The 20,024-nt window shown below is 38.9% G+C and carries 13 protein-coding genes; 9 read left to right on the top strand and 4 right to left on the bottom strand.

Annotation, left to right across the window (positions count from 1 at the left end):
* Window positions 1-2: 2 nt before the first annotated feature.
* Both ACIQZI_RS18835 and ACIQZI_RS18830 read right to left on the bottom strand, forming a co-directional pair.
* Window positions 3-2,987, bottom strand: coding sequence for a DEAD/DEAH box helicase (locus ACIQZI_RS18835; RefSeq protein WP_403075938.1), 2,985 nt, complete (start codon window positions 2,985-2,987; stop codon window positions 3-5).
* Window positions 2,980-4,590 carry a hypothetical protein gene (locus tag ACIQZI_RS18830; protein ID WP_403075936.1) on the bottom strand — a complete coding sequence of 537 codons (1,611 nt, stop codon included), beginning with the start codon at window positions 4,588-4,590 and terminating at the stop codon, window positions 2,980-2,982. Before ACIQZI_RS18830 ends, ACIQZI_RS18835 begins: the two co-directional genes overlap by 8 nt.
* A gap of 166 nt (window positions 4,591-4,756) precedes the next feature.
* Here ACIQZI_RS18830 and ACIQZI_RS18825 point away from each other — a divergent pair, with 166 nt between their 5' ends.
* Complete coding sequence (locus ACIQZI_RS18825; RefSeq protein ID WP_403075933.1) at window positions 4,757-5,317, top strand: transposase; 561 nt, start codon at window positions 4,757-4,759, stop codon at window positions 5,315-5,317.
* 188 nt (window positions 5,318-5,505) lie between these two features.
* Here ACIQZI_RS18825 and ACIQZI_RS18820 read toward each other — a convergent pair whose 3' ends face one another.
* The gene (locus ACIQZI_RS18820; protein WP_403075929.1) at window positions 5,506-6,387 is read right to left on the bottom strand and encodes a helix-turn-helix domain-containing protein; all 882 of its coding nucleotides are present in this window, start codon (window positions 6,385-6,387) and stop codon (window positions 5,506-5,508) included.
* Between the two features lie 198 nt (window positions 6,388-6,585).
* Here ACIQZI_RS18820 and ACIQZI_RS18815 point away from each other — a divergent pair, with 198 nt between their 5' ends.
* Complete coding sequence (locus ACIQZI_RS18815) at window positions 6,586-6,711, top strand: hypothetical protein (protein WP_403075926.1); 126 nt, start codon at window positions 6,586-6,588, stop codon at window positions 6,709-6,711.
* A 350-nt stretch (window positions 6,712-7,061) separates the two neighbouring features.
* On the opposite strand, the gene ACIQZI_RS18810 is transcribed toward ACIQZI_RS18815, so the two are convergent.
* A complete protein-coding gene (locus tag ACIQZI_RS18810) occupies window positions 7,062-7,259 on the bottom strand; it encodes a hypothetical protein (RefSeq protein WP_403075924.1) in 198 nt (65 codons plus the stop codon).
* Window positions 7,260-7,358: 99 nt separating this feature from the next.
* On the opposite strand from ACIQZI_RS18810, the gene ACIQZI_RS18805 reads away from it, so the two are divergent.
* The 7 genes from ACIQZI_RS18805 (at window position 7,359) to ACIQZI_RS18775 (ending at window position 19,754) form a co-directional block, all read left to right on the top strand.
* Window positions 7,359-8,801 carry a hypothetical protein gene (locus ACIQZI_RS18805; RefSeq protein WP_403075921.1) on the top strand — a complete coding sequence of 481 codons (1,443 nt, stop codon included), beginning with the start codon at window positions 7,359-7,361 and terminating at the stop codon, window positions 8,799-8,801.
* Window positions 8,802-8,933: 132 nt separating this feature from the next.
* Window positions 8,934-10,943, top strand: coding sequence for a penicillin-binding transpeptidase domain-containing protein (locus ACIQZI_RS18800; RefSeq protein WP_403075918.1), 2,010 nt, complete (start codon window positions 8,934-8,936; stop codon window positions 10,941-10,943).
* Between the two features lie 217 nt (window positions 10,944-11,160).
* On the top strand, window positions 11,161-12,423 hold the full coding sequence (locus ACIQZI_RS18795; protein WP_403075915.1) for a C40 family peptidase: 1,263 nt from the start codon (window positions 11,161-11,163) through the stop codon (window positions 12,421-12,423).
* A gap of 355 nt (window positions 12,424-12,778) precedes the next feature.
* Window positions 12,779-14,203, top strand: coding sequence for an N-acetylmuramoyl-L-alanine amidase (locus tag ACIQZI_RS18790; RefSeq protein WP_403075912.1), 1,425 nt, complete (start codon window positions 12,779-12,781; stop codon window positions 14,201-14,203).
* A 55-nt stretch (window positions 14,204-14,258) separates the two neighbouring features.
* The gene (locus tag ACIQZI_RS18785) at window positions 14,259-16,190 is read left to right on the top strand and encodes a S8 family serine peptidase (RefSeq protein WP_403075909.1); all 1,932 of its coding nucleotides are present in this window, start codon (window positions 14,259-14,261) and stop codon (window positions 16,188-16,190) included.
* 205 nt (window positions 16,191-16,395) lie between these two features.
* On the top strand, window positions 16,396-17,394 hold the full coding sequence (locus ACIQZI_RS18780) for a C40 family peptidase (protein WP_403075906.1): 999 nt from the start codon (window positions 16,396-16,398) through the stop codon (window positions 17,392-17,394).
* Window positions 17,395-17,693: 299 nt separating this feature from the next.
* A complete protein-coding gene (locus ACIQZI_RS18775; RefSeq protein ID WP_403075900.1) occupies window positions 17,694-19,754 on the top strand; it encodes an S-layer homology domain-containing protein in 2,061 nt (686 codons plus the stop codon).
* Window positions 19,755-20,024 lie beyond the last annotated feature (270 nt).

The following is a 20,024-nucleotide window of genomic DNA, read 5'->3' as shown; positions in this document are numbered from 1 at the left end:
TATTAATGCAAGGACACAAGATCCCGAATTTCGTCTGTTGATAATTCGGTAATCCAATTGTCACCGTTAATGATTTCGTCGTTCAAAGCTTGTTTTTTATCAATCATCATGTCAATTTTTTCTTCAAGAGTTCCGGTGCAAATGAGCTTATGGACATGGACAAAACGTTTTTGACCAATCCGATAGGCTCGATCGGTTGCCTGGTTCTCAACAGCAGGATTCCACCAGCGGTCATAGTGAATAACATGATTGGCTGTGGTTAGGTTCAATCCAGTTCCACCCGCTTTAAGCGATAGGATGAAGATCGGAAATTCGCCTGCCTGGAATCTGGCAATCATCGTATCTCGCTGTGCTTTACTAGCACTGCCGTTTAGGAAGGGTACCTCGATGTTATACCGCTTCTCTAACAATTCCTTCATCATATTCCCCATCCCGATATATTGCGTGAAGATGAGGCAGCTTTCCTGGCTCTCCTGAACAGCATCAACCAGCTCGGTTAGCTTTTCGAGTTTACCCGAGCGTTTGCTTTTTGCCATAATATCTGATGTAGCATCTTCTTTTAAGTATAAAGCAGGATGGTTGCACAATTGCTTCAATTTGTTTAGCATCTTCAGAATAATTCCCTTTTTCTCAAACGCTGACAGCTTTTCAATGTCTGTAAAGGTATCTTTAATAAGCTGCTCATAGAGTGAAGCCTGTTCCGTTGTTAAAGGAACATATTCCTTTTGTTCCTGCTTATCCGGGAGATTAAGGGCAACATCTTTATCCTTTTTCGTTCTTCTTAACAGAAATGGTGTAATCAGGCGTTGCAACTCTTTAATTTTGTCCTTTTGATCTTCACGTTCAATCGTAGCGACATATTTATCCGAGAATTGCTTAAGTGATCCAAGATAGCCTTTGTTGATAAAATCAAAAATCGCCCATAATTCGCTTAATCGATTTTCCATCGGTGTACCGGTAAGAGCGACATGATGGCGGCCTTTAAACTTCCGAACGGAACGAGATTGCTTTGTTTGGGCATTTTTAATATTTTGCGCTTCATCAAGAATAATCGTATTCCAATAAACGGATGAGAGGGCATCAAAATCATGATGAGTGATCCCATATGAAGTCAACACGATATCATATTTTGCGATTGTTTGAACAAAGGCTTCACCTTTCACACGAGTTGTTCCATAATGCAGGTAAACCTTTAAATTTGGTGAGAATCGTTCTAGTTCCCGCTGCCAATTACCAAGGACAGATGTTGGACAGATAATAAGGGAGGCTTGAACCGGAATCGCTTCTTTTTGAATATCCAAAACGTCTTCGGTTGTGCTCCCTTCAGCATCTTCTTCATTTTCTTGGGTTTCCACAATCGCCTGAGGAATAACAGCTTCTTCTTGATCTTCCGCATCAATCACAGAGGGGTTCTCCTTATGTTGCAGTTCTTTTACGTGCTGTAAGTAGGTAATCATTTGTACAGTTTTTCCAAGACCCATATCATCTGCGAGGCAGGCGCCAAAGCCATGCTCCCGTAGAAATAAAAGCCAGCTCATACCAAGTGATTGATAAGGTCTGAGCTCACCATGAAAGGTCTTTGGTGCAGGTAGAATCGGAATGTTCTTCGTTTCACGTAAACGGCTGACCATTTTACGAAGCTCTTGATTTAATTCGAATTGAATGTGCAACATTTGATTCGTATCATCATCTTCTACTTCATCTTGTTCATTCATGAATTCCTGTTGCAGTAAATCGGTTAACTGTAAGCCTTTGTCGTTGGCTGTTTCCATGAGTTCTTGAATTTGTTTGATGAATTGTGGATCCAGCTTGACCCATTGCCCACGGATATAGACAAGGCGTCGTTTTTCATTTACGAGATTTTGGAACTCGGCTTCTGAAAGGTCTTCTCCATTCAAGGAAAATCGCCAGTCAAAGTCCATTAAGGCTTGCATTCCAACATACGAAGGACCACGATTTGAAGAGCTTTTTACTCTCGCTTTGACTTTCAGGGAAGACTCTTTTAGAGCCATCCACCAAGAAGGAAGCAGGATTTCAGCTCCTAAAAACAACAGCTTTTCACTAGCATCCGTTAGAAAATCCCAAGCTTCCGGCTCACTTAGTTCCTCTTTGAAGCCATTCGCTGCAGACCTGAGCCATGGAATGACGGAAACCCAGCGCTCGACGGTTCGTTTGATTTCACTGGCATATTTATTCCAGCCGCGTGGTAATCGTTTAGCTGGATAATCAATCACAACGTCTTCTTCTTTTTTTGAACGTAAAAAAGTAGTCAAATTCCACGGACCTACTCCGTCAATTGGCTCCGTTAATTTCAACCCGATGACGAAAGGTTTAGTATCTTCTTCAATCCCTAACCAAGCACTCCAGCTTTCTTCATCAAAAAAGGTTTGCAATTCTTCAGCTGTAAGTCGAGTGTCTTTTAAAGCAGTAAGTGCTTCATCCCATTTATTTTTAAGGCTTGAATAGCTGGAAAGATAAGCGTTCGCTGCATCGTTATACCATGCTTCAATAAACGCCTGTTTCGTTTCTTCATTTTCAGCATGAATATCTGTGTAGACTTTTTCCTCCCAAAAGGCAGGTACGAATTCCTCAAGTACTTCCTCTGGCAATGTCCAACCGACCTGTTCATGTTGCAGGCTAGTAAAGTCAGGTACGGGCACGCCCTTTTCAATCGATTCATGAAGGACAGGTGCCGCTGAGAGACATAGAGAAGAGAGCTCTGACCATTCCCAGTCAATAAATGAGTTAAATCCTTCTTTAGAAAATAAATTCAGAAGGACCCAGGCATTGACGATAAATACTGGAATGGTATCGATCGTATCAACAGTCAGTCTAGTGCCGTAGAAGCTTGCTTCATCCCAAGAGAATAACAGCCTACGAACAGATTCGGGATTTACATATGTATTTTCAGGGGTGACGATGGCAATGGAGTATTTCCCGCTTCCGATTGCTGCAATTTTTACTTTTAATGTTTTTCGGTTATCCATCGATTAGCTTACTCCTTTGCAGTTCTTCTTGAAAAGCCCGCAATCGTTTTGTGGAAAGAGAGATATAGTCCAAGTAATTCTCGAATACATTCTCCTGTTTCATCTTTTTATAGATCGTTCGCATTTTTTTCAAATACCGAACGGCTTGTTTGTAGGCAGCCCGGTTTTTTAAAGAAACGGTTTGCTGTACCGCATGGTGGTAAAGCGGCAGGATAATCTTAGGGTCGCTCGCTACAACCGTTTTAATCATGTCTTGGCCGATTGCATCAAGCGTTACGCCAGAATAAATGATTAAATCCGTCCACTTTTTATAATTTTGCTGCTCAAAAAGAAACATCGAGTATTCCCAATAACTATATGGAAGCGCTTCTCGGTAAAATTTTTCAAGTAAATCAAAGCGTTTCAATTTCGTACAAGAAGCATAGATCGGTTTCGCTAAGATACGAACATGGTCATTACAAGCATAATAATCATTTATATCCGTTAAATAATCATTCAGATTTCGGATAATAAATTCAATATAAGGCAAATTGCGTTGATGTGTGTCCTGGTCCGCAAATTGTTTCATCCAATAATATAGATAAGGACAATCGTTAAATGTGAGATTTTGCAACAATGGTATCGCCTTGTCATATTGGTTATCCAGTACGTAGAGGTGAATAGCAGCAATGGAGTGAGTCGAGCGCTCTATCTCACTTAAAGTTGACGTCGAAAGCTTCTTTTCGATTCGTTCTGACTCTACTTTTCGAGGTGCTTTCTTCGAGAATAAATGGGTCCATAGTTCACGATATAAATCGACTTTTTCATATTCCAAGCCTTCATTGCCCCGTAATAGATCGATTGTATCTTCGGATAGATTGCTTATAAAGGAATCAAAGGCGAATGGACGTGATCGGTTTGCTAAGCGGTAAATCATCGAATGCAAAGAATCGAATAAATCGTCGACTAGCTGGTAAAAGGCCCGTATGGTATAGGGTTGGTTTCGATGTTCATCCATCAGCTTGAATGTGTTCAGTAAAGTGAACGTGGACGTGATGAATTGATAAAGTAATTTCCAATTCGATTCCCTAGGAGCTTTAGACATAAGCGTTGATTTATAGTGCTGGATATGATTTTCCATGACAAAAGAGTTCTCTGTAAATCGATCTTCGATTAGTTCTGTGAAAGACTCTCTCGTGAAATTCTTCCAGCTATCATAGCTTTGTTCGAACGGTTCTGATTCTGTCAGTAGGGTACTAGCAGGTTTAACCGGAAGCGTTGCTTGAGTTTTTGTATTCTTGTCGCTTTGAGACCAGTTAAGGACCCAATCCGCTGGACTAGAAATGCTCGCGTACAAGTGAAAAAACACCGCAATCTTGTGCGTACAGATCGATTGATGATCACATGTGCATTCAGATGCAACCCAAAATAGCATATCGAATTCAACCTCTTTTGGCGTTCCGTCCTGAACAACAGCATAAACCGAGCTCTCTTCTTCAGAAGTCACCTTCACTAACCCCTGACGGTAAAGAGAAAGCCCCTCACGAATCGTCAACTGATCCTCATCCACCGAAGGACGAAGCAACCGGCTAAGCTCCTCCGCCAAAAACAACAAATCGTCCATACAGCACCTCCAAGGGGTCAGACCCCATTTCCCAAAATAATAATTGAATAAAAAACGTTGATATAATAGTATTTAATCAAGGGTACTTTAGGGGTCAGACCCTATTTCCCAAACTTGAAAGGATTGATCATCAATATGCCAAGAAAGAACAGAGTGTGGTTTCCTGGTGCAATGTATCATATTACGTGCCGGAGGCCCGCAGGATGCGGGTCAGGACGGCGTTGCCACAGGACGTGGCGAACTTAGCCGTTCTTCCTCTTTTTATGATGATATTGATCGTTTGAATTATCTTCATTATCTGGAAGATACTAGAGTGAAGTATTTTTTTCACTTACATGCGTATTGTTTAATGACGAACCATCTCCATTTATTACTGGAAACCAAGGATAACCCTCCTGGAAGTATTATGAGAAAGTTAAACTCACGCTATGCCATTTCCTTTAACAAACGCCACAACCTTGACGGCCACGTATTCCAAGGACGTTATCATGCCGTGATGATTGATTCCCCCGAACACTTCACAAGCACAAGCCGCTACATTCATCTTAATCCCGTTAAGGCCAATATCGTCCAAAAACCAGAACAATATAAGTGGAGCAGCTATTCTGCATACGCCAAAGGCACTCCAAACCGACACATCATCACAAATGAAATCCTCCGTTACTTTCAAACCCCAGCCAACTACACCAGCTACGTGCAGGGGTCAGACCCTATTTCCCAGAATTAATCTACATCAATAACCCTAGTTGTAGCAAGGGTTTGTTCATCATACATGAGGGGTCAGACCCCATTTCCCGAGTTCATCTTATCATTATACTTCATTTTAGGGTGAATTTTTAGGGGAGAGTTTGTGTTTTGGTGTAATTGAATTGATATGAAAACCAGACCGCTATGTTCTCGGTCTGGTTGGAGAGATTAAAGAGTTTTCCAGTTATCTAATTTCTGTGAGATAAAAGAGGTGAAGCGTGTGTCATTCTGGAGGTTGAAGATTAACTTTGCCTTTTCCATATACTTTTCAGCAAGAGTAAGGTCACCTAAGAGCTCGTAATTATAACCTGTATGATAGTGTAGTTCTCCTAATAAATAAAGATTACTTTTCTGAATGCACCATTCAATACCATCGAGGCAGAAATTATTGGACTTTTCATATTCCTGTAGCCGTGTCAACGTTCGAGCAGTATTATAGTATATCCGTATTTTCACCGTATTATCAACTAGATAAGGAATGGTGTTAACGAATTGATAAGCATCCTTATAAGTAGAGAGTGCTTTCTTCAATTGCTTTTCTTCGAATAAAATAACGCCAATGCTCAACAAGATTTCAATTTCTCGCTCGGAATGCACTTTATTCGAAGTTTGGGTCAACAGAATCGCATCTTTTAAAATATTGATAGATTTGACAGAATCGCGATATAACTCGTAATGATAGATTCCCTTATGCCACAACAACAGTTGATAATTGCGTTTATGTTGCTTGAATAACGGATTGTTCTCCTCTGCTACCACGATGTCCCTAATCTCTTGGTAATTCATCGTCCTTCTTGCATTTCTTAATTGATTTATTACCTCGTTAACATAATCGAGGCGAGGCGTCATCCCCATATCGAAAAAATAATTTACATCAACACCGAGTTTTTGGGAAATTAAGTATAGCGTTGAAGCATAGGGGAAAACGTCCCCTTTTTCAAGTTTACTAATCTGTGCTTGTGTACAAATTCCTTCAGCAAGCTCTTCCTGTGAAAGTTTCATTTGTTTTCTAAGTTCTTTAATTTTATGTCCGATTGCTAAAAAATCCATGCTAACCCCCTATGTAAATATTCCTAGAGTTATATTTCTATACAAATACGGAAGAAATCATGCTAGTTTTACATGGTTTCTCTAAATTAAAGCGGCGACAAGGCTAAATCCTGATTTTTATGTCTGTGGTTAAATATAAATATAGAATTTATTTCTATTAAAATCCAATAATAATTAAGGAAAAGGGAGGAAGTACCTATGAAAAAGAAGCTAGTTGGGATGATATTTGCATTATTTGTAGTAGCGGGCTTAAGCTTTATCGGTGTTTCAACTGGAACTTCAGGTGGATCAGTAGGAACTTTCGAATTACCGTCAGAATATTAATCATAAAAGATAGAATGAAAGTTTTACTGGCACTTTCCCTGTGGAGAGTGTCTTTTGTTTCTAAATCACTACTCTTATACTAATTTTTTCAGCTGGTCGAATTACCTATTTTGGAATTTTTATCTCAATCCTAAGCCATTTTTCACAAAAAATATTCCTATGGTTATATTTATATACGAAAATCAATTATAAAACTACTTAAATCGATGAAAAACGCCCTAAATGGCAAAATACGCTGGAAATTGCAGTTTTATCTCTAATGAGAAAAGTGCTTAAATGAATGTGAGTATTCGTTATTTAGCAAAACAAGTTTGTTTTGCATTAATAATAATGAACAATTGTTCAAATTTTTAATGTAATTTGGAAATTGTAATAGTCCGATTCTTGAATTTCTGGAAACCCTCAGTTTCTAGTACCAAAGTGTGAAGCATCTTTCGGAAAAAGGGTGTTTCAGTTGCCTGCAAACGGTTGCCTGTTTGCAGGATTTTTTTATTTGTGGGGGCAATCCGTCCGAAGGAACCCAACTCTATTTCTTTGTTGCTAATCATCCAAATTACCCCCTATGAATTGCAGATATAGTAACCGGTTTTGACCATACTGCCTCTGGGTATAGTAGATTATATAAGATGAATACTGGAGGGGAAATCATGGTTCTAAACAAAGAAACAGATTTTCCTAATGTGAAAAAAGCAAAGTTTCAATTTATTTTCCCTTTTATGTTGGAGGAACATAGAATTGAGGAATTTGTAAATAGATTGATAGAAAAGGACTTCGATTTCTTCGATTTAAATAATGCTGAACAGCAGCAAGCCTATTATGGAGAAAGCCATGTTTCGCATCGTTCACTTGAAAGTTTTTTTCTGCCGAATATAGAACCCATTTTATTTCCACAAACGGATCAAAGAAGAGAAAGCTTCCGCCGGTTTTCGAAACGAACCAATCTTACATGTGAATTTTCATCCAACCACCTCGAAACAGATTTCATCATGGATTCCATAGATATTTTCATTTGTCCATTTCATATTGGGCTAATCAATATACGGGTCTCCTTGCCAGAAGGTCTTTCCTATTCAGATGTACTGTTCTTCGGTGACAGATTTCGAGTGCTTGAGCAAATCTCGAATAATGAAGAAAATGCGAAAATAGGGTGTGAGGAAGAAACGTATCAACAGGTGAAGGATTTCATATTTAATAAATTGCTTCAAGATATGAGTTGCTATATCGACGAAAGTAAAATCAAAGATACATACTTTGGAAGCCTGCCTTTTTTTGTCGACGAGCGGATGTATGTTTTTGGGCATCTTTCCATAACAGAAGATAGTGAGCTTTCTAAATCCAATCTATTTAGGGCAGGGGAACTGAACGGCTATGATTCTAGTGGAAATCCTTATCTCGGTGCCTTGAATTCGGACTATATCGACCGGTATTACACGAGTCATGTGTATGACCGTTGGGGGGGAGAAACCTATTATGTTACAAGTGAGAATCATTTCGTTTGTTTAACAAAGACAGCTGGTGACATGGAGGAAGAGCTGATTAGCCAAATGCACGGTCAACTTTATTATTCGTTGCTTTTCTTTTTTTACTATAAAATTGTTTTGCTAAAGCTCTCTCATCAGCATTCCTTGATTGATATTGAGAAAGACAAATCCAGAACGGAAGAACTAATTGTCATGATTACGAACTTTTCTGCAAAATTCTATTTTCCCGAGGTGAACAGTACAACAACAGGAAGGGAAATCTCCCAGATGACGAAAGATATATTCCAAATTGAACGACTCTATCAAGATGTAAAGGAGACCCTGTATGATTTGTACCAAAGCCAGGATAAACTTTCTGGAAAACGTCAAAATGCCTTGTTGCAAATCCTTACCATTTATACAGTGATATCAGGGATTTTTGGAATGAATTTGGTCATTGAGGACGGTAAAGAAAATTTTTCACTGAGTAAGTTTATGTCCTATACTCCATCTGAGCTTTTTGTCTTTTTTGTGACAATGAGCGGCGTGATTATCTCGTTAATAATAGGCGTCTATTTCCTAAAAGAATGGATCCGGGAACATAAAAGCCGGAATAATAAAATCTTCTAATAAATAGCTCAGCTCTCTGTACATAAGGGAGCTGTTTTTTTACGTTAACCATCTTTCTAGCAGTCTCAGAAAAAATATTTTATAATAAAAATAGAAATAATTCAGCTATACGATAAATTCAAGGAGGAAAGAATGAAAAAATTTCTTTTTATTTCCATTTTATTTGTAATTTTAGCAGGGTGTTCTGATAAAGGTCCTACGCCAGAAGATCGGTTCGCTGCATATGTGAAGCTTTGGAATGAACAAAAATATGATGAAATGTATAAGTATTTGTCCGCAGAAGCGAAGAAAACCATAAATGTAAAGGATTTCACAAAGCGCTACGAAAAAATCTATGGGGATATTGAAGCAGCTAATTTAACTGTCACGTACAAAAAAACGAAAGAATCCATAGAGGATAAAGAGCTGAAAAAGACCGAACTACCTTTTTCCGTCAGCATGGATACAATGGCTGGTCCAGTAGATTTCGACCATAAAGCAATACTCGTCAAAGAAGGGAAAGACGATAAAGAGAATTGGTATATGAATTGGGATGCTACTTATATCTTTCCTGAGCTTGAAGAAGGGGGGAAAGTGTCCATCGCAACCTATCCTGCCATTCGTGGAGAAATTGTCGATCGCAATGAACAATACTTGGCGATGAATGGTTCAGTTGTGGAGGTAGGCATCGTTCCAGAAGAAATGACGGATCAATCAGCAATCATCACACAAACTTCCCAACTTCTAAATATGTCGAAAGAAGAAGTAGAAAAAAAGCTAAATCAATCCTGGGTAAAACCGAACTACTTTGTACCGCTTAAAAAAGTGTCCATTGAGGATATCGCATTAAAGGAAGCCCTTGCAAACATTCCATCGATTCATTTGAATGAAGTGGCAGGCCGTGTGTATCCGTACAAAGAAGTAACGGCTCATCTTATTGGCTATATCGGTGAAATTACTGCTGAAGAGCTGAAAACATGGGAAAAGAAAGGCTATAGAGCAACCGATGTAATCGGAAAAAGAGGAATTGAGCAAATCCTTGAGGAACGTTTAAAAGGAAAACCTGGCGCCAAAATATCCGTCAAGACGGATAGAGGTCAGGAAAAGATCATTGCTGAAAAGAAAGCTGAAGAAGGCGAAACGATCGTCCTAACGATCGATGTCGAGCTACAACAGCAGATTTTCACCCAATACAAGGGGGAGGTAGGCTCGGCAACAGCACTAAATCCGATAACAGGGGAAACGCTCGCACTTGTTAGCAGCCCATCGTTTGATCCGAACCAATACGTGCTCGGAATGACAGCGGCGAAACAGCAAGCGTTGGAAAGTGATCCGAATAAGCCGCTCATCAACCGCTTTAGTGCAACCTTTTCTCCAGGTTCGACAATTAAAGCGCTCACTGCTTCGATTGCCATGAAAAACGGTGTCGATCCAAATGAAGCAATTGAAATCAAAGGGAAGACATGGAAGAAAGCGAATTGGAAAGATCACAGCATAACGAGGGTATCCACACCAGGTATACCGATCAATATGACCGCCGCATTAGTATACTCTGACAACATATACTTTGCTCAAAAAGCATTGCAACTTGGAACAGATAAATTTTCAAAAGGCTTGAAGGATTTTGGCTTTGAAGAAACCATCCCATTTGAATATGCCATCAAAGCGTCGCAAATTGGAAAAATCGATTCAGAAGGCAGACTTGCCGACAGCGGCTACGGTCAAGGGCAGGTATTGATGAGTCCTTTACATGTAGCGTTAGCGCATACGACGTTTGTGAACGAAGGAAACATGATTGCGCCAAAGCTGTTTCTCGATGGCAATGATAAGCCGGTTTATTGGAAAGAAAATATTATCTCTAAAGATCAAGCTACACAAATGACAAAAATGCTCACTCAAGTTATCTCAAACCGTGCCGGATCTGCCCATTCACTTAGTGAGACAGGCATTCCACTTGCTGGAAAAACAGGAACGGCCGAAATCAAGCAAAGCAAAGAATCAACAGGTACTGAAAATGGCTGGTTCGTAGGCTACAACACAGATAATCCGAGGCTTCTGATGACTTGGATGATGGAAAACGTCAAAGGCAGAGGAGGCAGCCATCTTGTGGTGGATAAGATGAAACCGGTTTGGGTGGACTATCTGAATGGGGCCCATGAATAAAATGGAAGAACCTTTATTCGACTTTTTATGCGAATGAAGGTTTTTTTTATTAGCGAAGAAAACAATATTCAGTCGTAGAAGTATAGCAAAAAATGTAATGTGAATTGTTTGTTCTACAATATTAACCATCATTCACCCATTTGTAACATAAATGTAATAAGGCTTCCGACATGAAATTTGTTAAAATTAAGGTTAATTACATATTAAAGGATGGGGAATGATGAAGAAAGCCCTTTACACGATGTCGACAGTCGCAGTGATATCCTCTATGATCGCACCATCTGCTTTTGCTGATTCATATACAGTGAAGCAAGGAGATACTTTACATAAAATTGCCCAAGCCAATAAAACAACTGTGGCAAAAGTAAAAGAACTAAATAAGCTGAAATCTGATGCTATATATGTGAACCAGGTTCTGGTAGTGGATAATAAATCTACACCGACAGAGGTTAAGGCCGCATCACAAATAGCCTTTCATAAAACGAATACAACTGTACACACCGTCGTTTCTGGCGACAATTTAACGAGGATTGCGAATGAATATGACATTACCCTCGGTGAATTGAAGAATTTAAACAATCTTACTTCTACCGTGATCTATCCAGGAGATAAGCTGATCGTCTCAGAAACAAAAGGGACGACTGTAGTTGAATTACCAAAAACAGAGACGAACCAAACTTCAAAAGGCCAATCTTATACAGTGAAAACAGGAGACAGCCTTTGGAAAATTGCCAACAGCACGAACACTACAGTATCTAACTTGAAAACAATCAATAATCTTAACACGGATACGGTCTTTCCTGGACAAGTCCTTCAACTTGAAAATTCTAACAAAACGAATAGTGTGACTACGCCGAGTGTAAGCGGGTCCGACCAAAGCGTTGTAAAGCCAACTCAGCCACAAAACGAAAGTGAAAAATATACGGTAAAAGCTGGTGACACTTTATCTAAAATCGCTTCAAAGTACAGCATGACGATTCACCAATTGAAAACGATCAATCATTTAACGACGGATACAATTTATCTGGGACAATCTTTAGTTATTGATAGTAGTTTACAATCTACTGAAACTTCTATTCCAACCAAGCCTGATTATGTTGCTAATAGTACACAATCAGCATCGGAATTAATTAAGATCGCAAAAGAATTAACTGGTACCCCTTACTCATGGGCAGGCTCATCACCTAGTGGTTTTGACTGCAGTGGGTTCATCTATTATGTATTAAAAAAAGCTGGGCATCAGGTTTCTCGTGTTTCATCTGCTACTTATTTTGATATGGGCAAGAGTGTAAAGACACCACAACCAGGAGACCTTATCTTCTTTGACACGACAACAAATAGCAAAGCGGTTATTTCGCATATGGGAATCTATTTAGGGAATAATGAATTTATCCATGCCAGTTCAAGTCAGGGTGTTACCGTAACATCTATTAATAATTCATACTTTAAAAATAGAATTATGGGCTATAAGAGTTTATAGTATTTTATTCTTATCTGATCTTATGGCGAAAGACCGATCTAGGTATTTAGTAAATAGCAGCCAAACAGCGGTGCAGAGATGCTCTGCTGTTTTTGTTTGCTCATCCATTTATTTTCCTTAATTATATGAAAAAAGATGGGGAATAGCCGATATAAAAAAGTAGGTAAAAGAACTCATTTTCAGTCCTATTAAAATAATTATCTTGTGATATACTAAAAATTGGCCTTTTGTTCCAATTAAATGACAAAAAAATGTTACTTTCGTATTATTTTGATAAGTTTCCATTTTTTTGACTAGGAATGTCGAGATATATGTTAAAATGACTGGGAATATAAAAGGAGGAACGCACAGTAGGATGAAGAAAATTAAATGGCTTCTCAGTATTGTTTTGTTACTTGGTCTTTGGATGCCTTTGGGAAGTGCTAAAGTACAAGCTTCCACTACATTTAAGGATATATCTGCTAATCATCGGGCCTATGAAGAGATTATGTATCTAGCTACAGGGGAGATTGTTAGTGGATCATTAGATGGAAGATTTCTTCCAAGTAATGTCGTGACGAGAGATCAAGCGGCAGCGATGATTGGAAGAGCATTGGATCTAAACGGCCAACAGCGAAAAACAGAATTTAAAGATGTCGGATCTGGTAATTTTGCCTCTGGATATATACAATCTGCGGTGGACAAGAAGATTCTTTCAGGTTATGGTGGAGGAATTTTCAGACCGGAAACCGTTGTTACCCGTGGAGAAATGGCGGTTATGATTAGTAAAGCTTTTGACTATGATTTCGGTGGCTCCCTATCAGGTGCAGCCAACGCCTTAATGAGCAGAGGAATTGCTCAAGGAATGACAAATGGGACATTTGGAGCGGATTATCAATTAACTCGAATGGATTTCTCAATATTTTTAGCTAGGGCAATTAATTACAAATTGCGTGTTAAACCTACTGTTGCCTTTCAAAACGAATTATTTGTAACATCAGATTCATTAAACGTGCGTTCAGGCCCGTCTACGAAATACTCTAATCTTGCTACATTGAAAAAAGGTACAAGCGTTCAAACAGCGTATAAAGTTGGTAATTGGATATACATACAATCAGGAGCAACAGAGGGCTTTGTTCATAATTCATACATAAGTTCTTCAGTAAATACTCCTCCTCCAACACAACCGCCGACAAATTCACCTTTGGCAAGTAAAACGATTGTTATCGACCCAGGTCACGGTGGGTCAGATTCTGGAGCGGTTGGGTTTGGTCTTTATGAAAAAACGGCTGTCCTTGATACTGCACTAAAGGTCAAGGAATTATTAAAACAAACACCATTTGATGTTCAACTTACTAGAGAGAAGGACGTATTCATCTCTTTAAATAATCGATCTGCTTTTGCTAATAATTTAAAAGCGGATATTTTCGTCAGTATCCACGCGAATTCTTCCACCAGCAGTAGTGCGAGTGGAACAGAAACCTACTATTATAGTGCTGCTGCGACTAATACGAGAATTGAAGAAAGCAAGAAATTAGCTAGTGCTATCCAAACAAGACTTATTAAAGCCTGGAATCTTAAGGATCGCGGAGAAAAGGGTGCCAATTTTTCAGTAATAAGGCAGACGAATATGCCTGCAGTACTTGCAGAATTAGGCTTTATCAGTAATGCCTCTGATAATGCGAAGTTAAAATCACCAGAATGGCGTCAAAAAGCTGCTGATGCCATTTACTTAGGAATATTGGATTATTATAAAGAGAATGGCTATGATGTTACGAAACTTTATAATATAGTAAATTAATAATCGAGGAGTCTTCTAGGCTCCTTTTTTCTATTCAAAAAGGAGAGTAGATGCGATGAAGAAGAATGTATGGTCAAATTTCTTATTCTTTTTACTGCTTTTTTTACTCCCTGTTACTACTTTTGCGGAGCAAGAGTCAACAGGATTTAGTAGGGAAAATATAATGTTCGAAAACGAAATTGATTATGACCTTTTACATGAATTAGACTCATCTATTATTTATGAGTATAAGTCGATTAATGCGGTTACAATCGATCTCTCAAAGGAAAAGGTCAATCAATTAAAGAATTCTCCATCTGTAAAATCTGTATACGAAGATCAGGCTGTTCAAGTCAGTTCTCAGAAAACACCGTGGTCACATAAAAATCTGAATCTCGTAAGTATTTCGCCAAGCAAGTTAACGGGAAATGGCATTAGGATTGCTATTATCGATTCTGGAGTAGACACTACACATCCTGACTTGAACATAACAGGTGGGGTATGTGTTCTCGATATTTCAGTAAAACCAGACGCATGTAAAAACTCTTATCAAGATGAATTTGGACATGGAACTCATGTTGCCGGAATTATCGGAGCGCAGGATAACCAGATAGGATATGTCGGCATTGCACCAAAAGCAAAAATATACGGAGTAAAAGCTTTAGATGAAAAAGGAATTGGGAATACTTCTTCTATTCTGGCTGGAATTGAGTGGTCCATCCAGCATAATATAGACATTATCAACCTAAGCCTAACCACTCCAGAGGAAGACCCAACAATGAAAGCTTTGCTAGACAAAGCTTACGAGAAGGGGATTCTTATCGTTGCTGCAGCTGGAAATGAGGGACATAAAACAGGAAAAGAACAAAATGTGTTATATCCTGCAAAGTTTTCAAGTGTAATCGCTGTTTCAGCAACTAACAAGAATAATAGAATTATTCCGTCCTCATCAGTTGGAAAGGAAGTCGAATTATCTGCACCTGGTGATGCAATTGTAAGTACCTATCCTCTTAGTATCAATGGAACGGGGTACGAAACACTTACGGGGACCTCAATGGCAGCCCCTCATGTTACAGGACTTGCTGCACTCTACATGGAAAAGTATCCGAAATATACAAACAAACAAATACGCCAGAAACTTCAAGACAACGCGAAGGACCTGGGAGCTATTGGACGTGATTCGTTGTATGGAATCGGTCTAGCGCAGGTAGATCAATCGTCTTTAAATGAATTGGCAACGAAAGTCATAACAAACCAAAGCGTTAATGGTAGAGTTACAATCACTATAACTTCTCTACCAGCGGATGCAAAGAGCTATAATCTATACCGTTTTGGCAGTTTGATCTTGGAAAATGAAACATCTGATACGATTGAGGATTATGGAAAACAAGGAAAGATTGACTATCAGTTAGTTCCGATAACTGAAGGGGTAGAGAGACTTGACCAAGCAGCTACTTTTACAGTGGATCTTCAAACTCCAGTTATCCCCGACTTAAATAATGAAGTATGGTACACGCGCAATTTGATGTACTTGCACGAAAATAAAATCATGCAAGGGTATTCGAATGGTCAAGTTAAACCAACCCAGCTGGTGACAAGAGCCGAGGCAATCAGTATGCTTGGTCGGGCCCTGGGCCATTCTGGAGCCAAGAAAGCGACTGTGTTCAAAGATGTATCTGCACAAAACTTTGCCTCTGGCTATATTCAACAGGCTTATGACAAAGGGATTTTACAAGGATTCCCGGATGGGACCTTCCGTCCGGATCAACAGGTGACTAGAGCAGAAATGGCCATTCTTTTGTCGAAAGCATATAAGTTATCAACGGACTCTGGATTAACATTCAAAGATGTTTCTTCAAATGTAACTGGCTATCAAGCTATTAATCTCGTAGCTTCTGCTGGCATTACACGAGGATATGAAGATGGAACCTTCCGCCCATATGCTAAAATGAGCCGCTCGAATTATGCTGTATTTTTATCAAAAGCGAATAACCCTCATTTAAAATAAAGAAAAATCCTGTTGAAACATCATGTTTTAACAGGATTTTTTATTTAATAGAGTATTTCATAATTTTCCCCCACTTTATACAAATATCCCAATAAATCTACTTTGTAACACAAATGTAAAATAAAAACGGCGCAAAAATTGCTAAGATACTACTATAAAGATTAAATTTCGATAAAATACATAAAAAGATAGAATAGGAGATATTATGAAACGAGTTATTAGTAGTTTATTAATTATCGGGTTATTATTCTCTTGGCTTCCAACTTTCAAAGCAGAGGCAGCTACGGAAAAAGACCTGATAAGTATTGCGAAGTCATATCTAGGTGTTCCATATTTGACGGGGGGATCGACACCTAGTGGCTTCGACTGTTCCGGATTTTTAATTTATGTTTTCAATAAGCTTGGAGTTTCGCTACCAAGAACCGCGGCTGAGCAAGCCACCGTCGGAAAAAGTGTAGACAAATCCTCCTTACAACCAGGGGACCTGGTATTTTTCAAAAATACAGTTTCAGGTAAAAGTGGCATAACGCACTCTGGAATATATGTAGGTGACAACTCATTTATCAGTGCAACGAGCAGTAAAGGAATTGCGATCGTATCGTTAAATAATACATATTGGGCTCCTAAATATACAGGAGCAAAGCGGATTTCTGATAAAGCAAGTAGTAGCGATACATTCAGTGATATTGCCTCAGATTTCTTTGCAAAAGAAGCGATTCAGCAATTAAACGTACAACAGGTAATCCAAGGCTTTGAAGACGGCACTTTCCGTCCAGATGAATCTGTTACAAGAGAGCAAGCGGCAGCGATCATTAACAGAGTTTTAAAGAAAAAAACTACTAGTCTGTATTCATATAAAGATGTTGCCACTTCATCAAGATTTGCAGCAGATATAGCGGCGATTAAAGAGCTCGGGGTTATTAACGGCTTTGAAGACGGCACCTTCCGTCCTAAGGAAACAATGACTCGGGCGCAGATGGCCATCATTGTCCAAAATGCTTTCCAACTTGATAAAAAAATAACATATTCAGCTTCTAGCACAGTCTACAGTGATGTCCCACCTGGATATAGGGCATATAGTGCTATCATGATTATGCGAAAAATCGATACAACATCAGGTTTCCAAACCCCAGTATATCGCACAGGAGATAACGCTACTCGCGCGTTCTTCTCGGCGGCAATTTATAATGCGATCAATTTATAATAATGATGTGAATCAAAGAGGATGACTTATAAAGGTCTGACCTTGTACTCCATATACAGGATGAATGCGCGTTATCTTAAACTGTATTTGATGGTTACGGGTCTGCCTTTTTTTTAGATTAGTAGATTTACAGAAGTTACCTGCTAGAAAACGTAATTAATATGAAAATATCATTATACTATCAACTGATTTTTGGTAGAATTATTATATTAATGTAAAAATAATTAATTTAGGTATTTTTTACAAATTTCTATTCAATCAGGTGCAGACAAAATGATGGAAACGAAAGGGAGTTTACCATGAAGAAAATAATGACGATCCTCTTAAGTCTTTTGCTAGTAGTTTCATTATTACCTATTAAACAAGCAAAAGCTGCAGATGATCTGACAAATCATTCATTGGAATTTGAAATGCGAGAAATGATAAAAAAAGGTGTTCTTTTTGGTTATTCAAACGGAAAATATGCACCCAATCAAGATGTTTCGAGAGCACAGTTTGCAGCATTTATCTCGCGTGCACTTGGGTTAACTGGAGGTACTACTAAGTTTTCGGATGTTCCTGCAACGGCTCCATTGGCAAGTGAAATCAATGCCGCAGTTGAAGCTGGCATTATCACAGGCTACCAAAATGGTAAATTTGGTCCGAATGACACAATCACGAGGGAACAAACTGCGAATATGATTGATAAATCTCTTTCTTTCCTAAAGGTCCCACGTGAAAAGGGCTCATTGAATTTTACCGATGCAAATCTAATTACAAGCTCTATTTCAAGAGCATCCATTGCAAATATGGTTTCACTAAACATAATTGCGGGTATTCCGAATTATACAAATGGAAAGCAAGATGGCAGTTTACGCTTTGATCCGAAAGGCGAAACGACACGTGCCCAAGCAGCTGCATTTATTTACAGAATGCTTAAGGCGGTTGAAGTATATGAGGAGAATACAGATCCAGGGGCTACTCCGGAACCAGAGCCAACACCGGAACCAGAACCAACACCGGAGCCTAGCGCTTTCAAAGTTGCTACTATTGCGGCTGATGGATCAATTACAGAAGGCACTAAAAAATATACCACTCTAGATGAAGCAGATCGTGCTATTACGAATAAAGCTACACAGATTGTCATGTATAATGGCAAAATTGTAAAAATGGCAAATGGAATCGTAGTTGCAAATCCTTCGGTTGAACAAAACACGACAGTCATTTATCAGTCCGACTTAAAAACAATCATAATGCCTGTTGATGCCGGAGCGGGTGGTACGCCCCCGACCGAGATGGAATATGTGACTTCAGATGAAAACAAGATTACAGTCAAAGTAGCTGGAAAAACAGGATATGTAAAGCATAATAATGCTTACCTCCTTCCAAGTCAAAAGATGGGGGATAACAGATCCTATTATTCTGTAAACGCAGACCGTGAACTAGTACACTACTTATATGATAATAATAAAAAATCATATTTATCATACACAACTGGTATTGCGCCATCATTCTTAAAACAAGGCGTAAGATATTACAGCTGGGATGGTAACACATTCAAAACAACATCTGGTACAACGGTTGGAACAGCTTACCAATATTTCAATATGCTTTCAGTAAGAGCAAAGACCAATTATACGGCGGCTGAGCTTGATGCATATATCATGCAAAGATTAGCAGAGATTGAAGCTCTATATGTTAGTAATCCAAAAAGTTATGCCAACTTCAAAGATGCAACGAAAATTAGCAAGCTTATTGGAATAGGTACGCAGTTGAAGGAAATTGAAAGCAAGTATAATATCAATGCATTGCTCATATTAGGCATGGCAATGCATGAAAGTAACTATGGTCAAAGTCCACATGCTCAAAATTCAAACAACCTATTTGGAATTAAAGTGTTTGACAGCAACCCGTTGGATGGAGAAAAATATGCAACTGTGTACGACAGCATGGTAAGTCTCGCAAACAACTATTTAAACAAAAACTATGTACCTATTCCTGAAAATGGAAAAATTACATATCATAACGGTGCAGCGCCAGGTAACAAATACCGTGGAATTAACGTCCGCTATGCATCTGATGCATACTGGGGCCAAAAAGTAGCTGGACACATGTACCGCGTAGATAAGGAACTTGGTGGAAAAGACTTCATCAACAACCCTAACCCATACAAAATCGGCCTAACAAATCAATGGGTAAACGTTCGTGAAGATGCAGGAACTTCGTTTGCAAAGCAATTCCAATATCCAAGTGATGGTTATCCAATGATTATCATGGGAACTGTAAACACAAACTGGTATAAAATCCTATCAGACAGCAACACAGCAGAATTTAGCTATATCCACTCAGATTATGTTACTAATGTGAATATCGCGAAATAATGGAAAGAGGCCGACACTGGTGAGTGTCGGCCTTTTGTTTGGGCATAGAAAGGGGAGTTTGGATTAATTATTTAATATATGGATTAATTCTGTGAAGTTCGGATTAATTACTGACAAGTTTGGATCAATTACACGAGGTTTCCGATTCATTATTTACAAATTGACTCATTAGCATCGAATTTATCTCCGTTATGTTTGCTTATTCCGACGTATCCAGGCGCAAAACTCACAAAAAAGCTCAACTCGCTATTTAATACGCGAGTTGAGCAT

It is taken from the genome of Peribacillus sp. NPDC096379, from assembly GCF_044762875.1.
Taxonomy (GTDB): Bacteria; Bacillota; Bacilli; order Bacillales; family DSM-1321; genus Peribacillus.
The sequence above is the reverse complement of the archived record's forward strand: the minus strand, read 5'-3'. Positions and strand labels throughout refer to the sequence as shown.